Consider the following 3,044-nt stretch of genomic DNA (forward strand, 5'->3'; position numbering starts at 1 on the left):
AAGATTATGATATGTATGATGCAGTAAGAACGCTTTCTATTCTAAAAGAAGCAGCTGATACTAAACCTGAAGAAATCCAGATCGCAGAAAATCGAATTACAGCAATACAAAATCAGCAATCAGAACCGGAAGGCACATATCTGGTAACTACCCTTTATGGAGCGGATGTGTCTGAGTTAAAAGTCACAATGACCTTTGACAATAAAAACAAAACAGTATCAGGTTATTCGGGTTGTAATACATACTCCTGCAGCTATGAACAACTAGAAGGAGGTTCTGTAACTTTTGGCATACCAAACGCATCTAAGAGAATGTGTTTAGAAAATACTAAGGTTGAGAAAACGTTTTTTAAGGCATTATCGAACTCCAAAAAAAATAGCGCTAAGGAACTTGGTTATATTTTTAAGAATTCAGATGATGAAGCCATTTTGGATACAAAAAAAGTTCAATAGTAAACTACCTCAAGACAATCTTATACGATTTATAACTAAAAATTTCGCATATTCATCGTTTCTTTTTCCTTTCTACTTCGTTTAAAAAATAAACCGTAGCTATAGCTATGCTTGATTTTTTTGCCTTGCATAAAGAAAAAATAATTCAATGAATTTATACGAATTTTTTAATCACAAATCGTATTATAAGGTATTTATTAGAAAAAAAAACATTTCTATCACAAGGCAAGCCTCAGAGCATTTAAATCTCGATTATCGAGTAAATAAAAAAAGCGACGAGAATTTCTCGTCGCTTAACTTATAATACGGTTACACTAAAAAATTATCTTTTGATAATCTTCTTTGTGAAACTGGAATTATTACTTGTAATTGTAATGAAATAAATCCCCGTATTTTTTGTAGTAATATCTATTTTTTCATTTTCGCTTACTATTTCTCCTGCCGCAATATTTTGTCCTGCTACATTATAAATATTATAAGACACTCCATTTTGGGTATTATTAGAAATATTTAGTATCCCATTAGAAGGATTAGGATATATGCTTACTCCCTGTTTCAATATTTCATCATCAACACTTAATACGATTAACTCTTCTGATAACATATCTAATGTAGTCTGACCTGTATTTGCAGGATCTAGCCAGTCTGATAATCTTGTTGCGCTTGTACTCCCAATATCCCAGGAAACACCTAGTCTACCATAATAATCTAATCTGTTATTATCATTTGTACCAGAACAGTCTGCTCTACCTCCAAAAAGTTGACCGATAATTCTTCCGTTAGGATCAAACAATGCTGATCCAGAAGAACCTCCTTCTGTAACTCCTTGTTCCCATCCATCTCCTGCATCTGTAATCTCCCAGGTTTCAGCATTAAACGCAGCTCCTCCTCCTGCATTATTTATTTCTTTGGTAACTCCCGAATCATCTCTACATACTTTCATAATATCACCCGATGGATGGTGTATTCCTATTACATAGGATGGAAAATCATCTGTTCTATCCCATCCTGCCCATTCCAGATCCCAGGCAGGATCCAATCCACCAGATATTTCTATTAATTTAAAATCTGTACCGCCATTTTTGGCTAATACTGTAGAACCAGCTGTTACCTGATAATAATTTCCAGGACCATTATCCGTACTATTATCCGTTGAGGCACATACCGTATTAGAACTTATCCAGTTAAATCTAAAAGACCAGTTCGCTTCGCTTCCTCCACAATGATTCGCAGTAAGAAGATACGGTGCTTTATCATTATTTGTATTGTTTACGAGTGTCCCTGTACAAAAATCATTGCCATTATTCAGAATAAGTGCCACCGATTTCTTTAATTTATCTTTTAATGGATCAAAATCTGCACCTATTGAACAATTAACATCTAAATTACAGTCTCCAGATTCATTAAGTATTTTCTGATATGCCTCAAAATTACTAACACTTCTATACCCATGAACTACTGAACCAATATGCAGTTTGCTTAAACCCTTTACCTTTGCCGGCTCATAAAATTCAATAGTTATTTTTTCACCATCAGCAATCCAGGTACCTAAAGATTCATTTTCATTATTCATTTTACTCGTATATGCTCCTAACATAAAAGAACGATCATCATTATACAAGTGTACTGTTGCTCCTTCTACCAGCTCATAGCTGTCAAAAATAAAGTTTAATGTTTTTGCATCTTTTGAAGCAATAGAAATTCTCCAAACCCTATCTCCATTAGGCAATTCCTCCCAAACTCCTGAATTTTTTATACCCAAATCCACAGTAAACTCATATCCAAATCGGAATGGTTTTGTTTGTAAATCATTAGTCGCATCTTCTTTCTGGAGTTTTTTAAGATCAAAAGAAGGCATCTCTATTAAAGGAATGGCACTTTTAAGCTCTAGTCCCTCAGTTCTAATCGGCTCATTAGTGACCTGACTGCTAGCGATTACACAGCAAAATAGTGCCGCAGTGCTCAGAATAAGTTTTTTCATAATAGTTGTGTTAGATATTTAAGATTAAATTAATATTGTAACATTAGTTATTTCCCAAAGATACCAAAAGAATCGAAATTCCCCTGTCAATCACGGTTTACAGCAGCAAAAAACTACTTCTGATCTTGATAAAATTTGTTAATTAATTCTTATACTATTATTAAAACCATTACATTTCTATTCTTAAAAATGTGTTTTTTTACAAACTATCAGATTGACATGTCATTACACATAGAACCAAACCCTTTATTAGATAGACTTCCTCCTCATCTTAAACAATTCATCAAACCTCAAAATTATGATGAATACACACCTATTAATCAAGCTGTATGGAGGTATGTAATGCGCAAAAATATTGCGTCATTAAGCAAAGTTGCCCACCACTCATATCTAAAAGGATTAGAGAAAACAGGAATTTCTATTAATAAAATACCAAGTATGTATGGTATGAATCGAATTCTTAAAGAAATTGGTTGGGCGGCAGTAGCTGTAGATGGTTTTATTCCCCCTAATGCTTTTATGGAGTTTCAGGCTTATAATATTCTTGTAATTGCTTCAGACATTAGGCAACTGGAAAATATAGAATATACTCCTGCCCCTGATATCATTCA

At 33.6% G+C, this 3,044-nt stretch carries 2 protein-coding genes and 1 pseudogene; 2 read left to right on the plus strand and 1 reads right to left on the minus strand.

The features are described 5' to 3' along the window. On the plus strand, positions 1–452 hold a 452-nt coding region (locus F0000_RS26860; protein ID WP_149627780.1), incomplete at its 5' end, for an META domain-containing protein. 322 nt (positions 453–774) lie between these two features. Here the strand turns inward: F0000_RS26860 and F0000_RS26865 are convergent. Further along, positions 775–2,433, minus strand: a complete 1,659-nt coding sequence (locus F0000_RS26865) for a T9SS type A sorting domain-containing protein (RefSeq protein ID WP_149627781.1) — start codon at positions 2,431–2,433, stop codon at positions 775–777. A 219-nt stretch (positions 2,434–2,652) separates the two neighbouring features. Here F0000_RS26865 and F0000_RS26870 point away from each other — a divergent pair. After that, a pseudogene (locus F0000_RS26870) lies at positions 2,653–3,044 on the plus strand (phenylalanine 4-monooxygenase); the annotation flags it as partial.

The sequence above is a fragment of the Aquimarina sp. RZ0 genome (assembly GCF_008370685.1).
Taxonomy (GTDB): Bacteria; Bacteroidota; Bacteroidia; order Flavobacteriales; family Flavobacteriaceae; genus Aquimarina.

Coding starts and splice junctions, on each gene's coding strand:
- F0000_RS26865 (WP_149627781.1), bottom strand. CDS start 2,433: ATGAAAAAACTTATTCTGAGCACTGCGGCACTATTTTGCTGTGTAATC.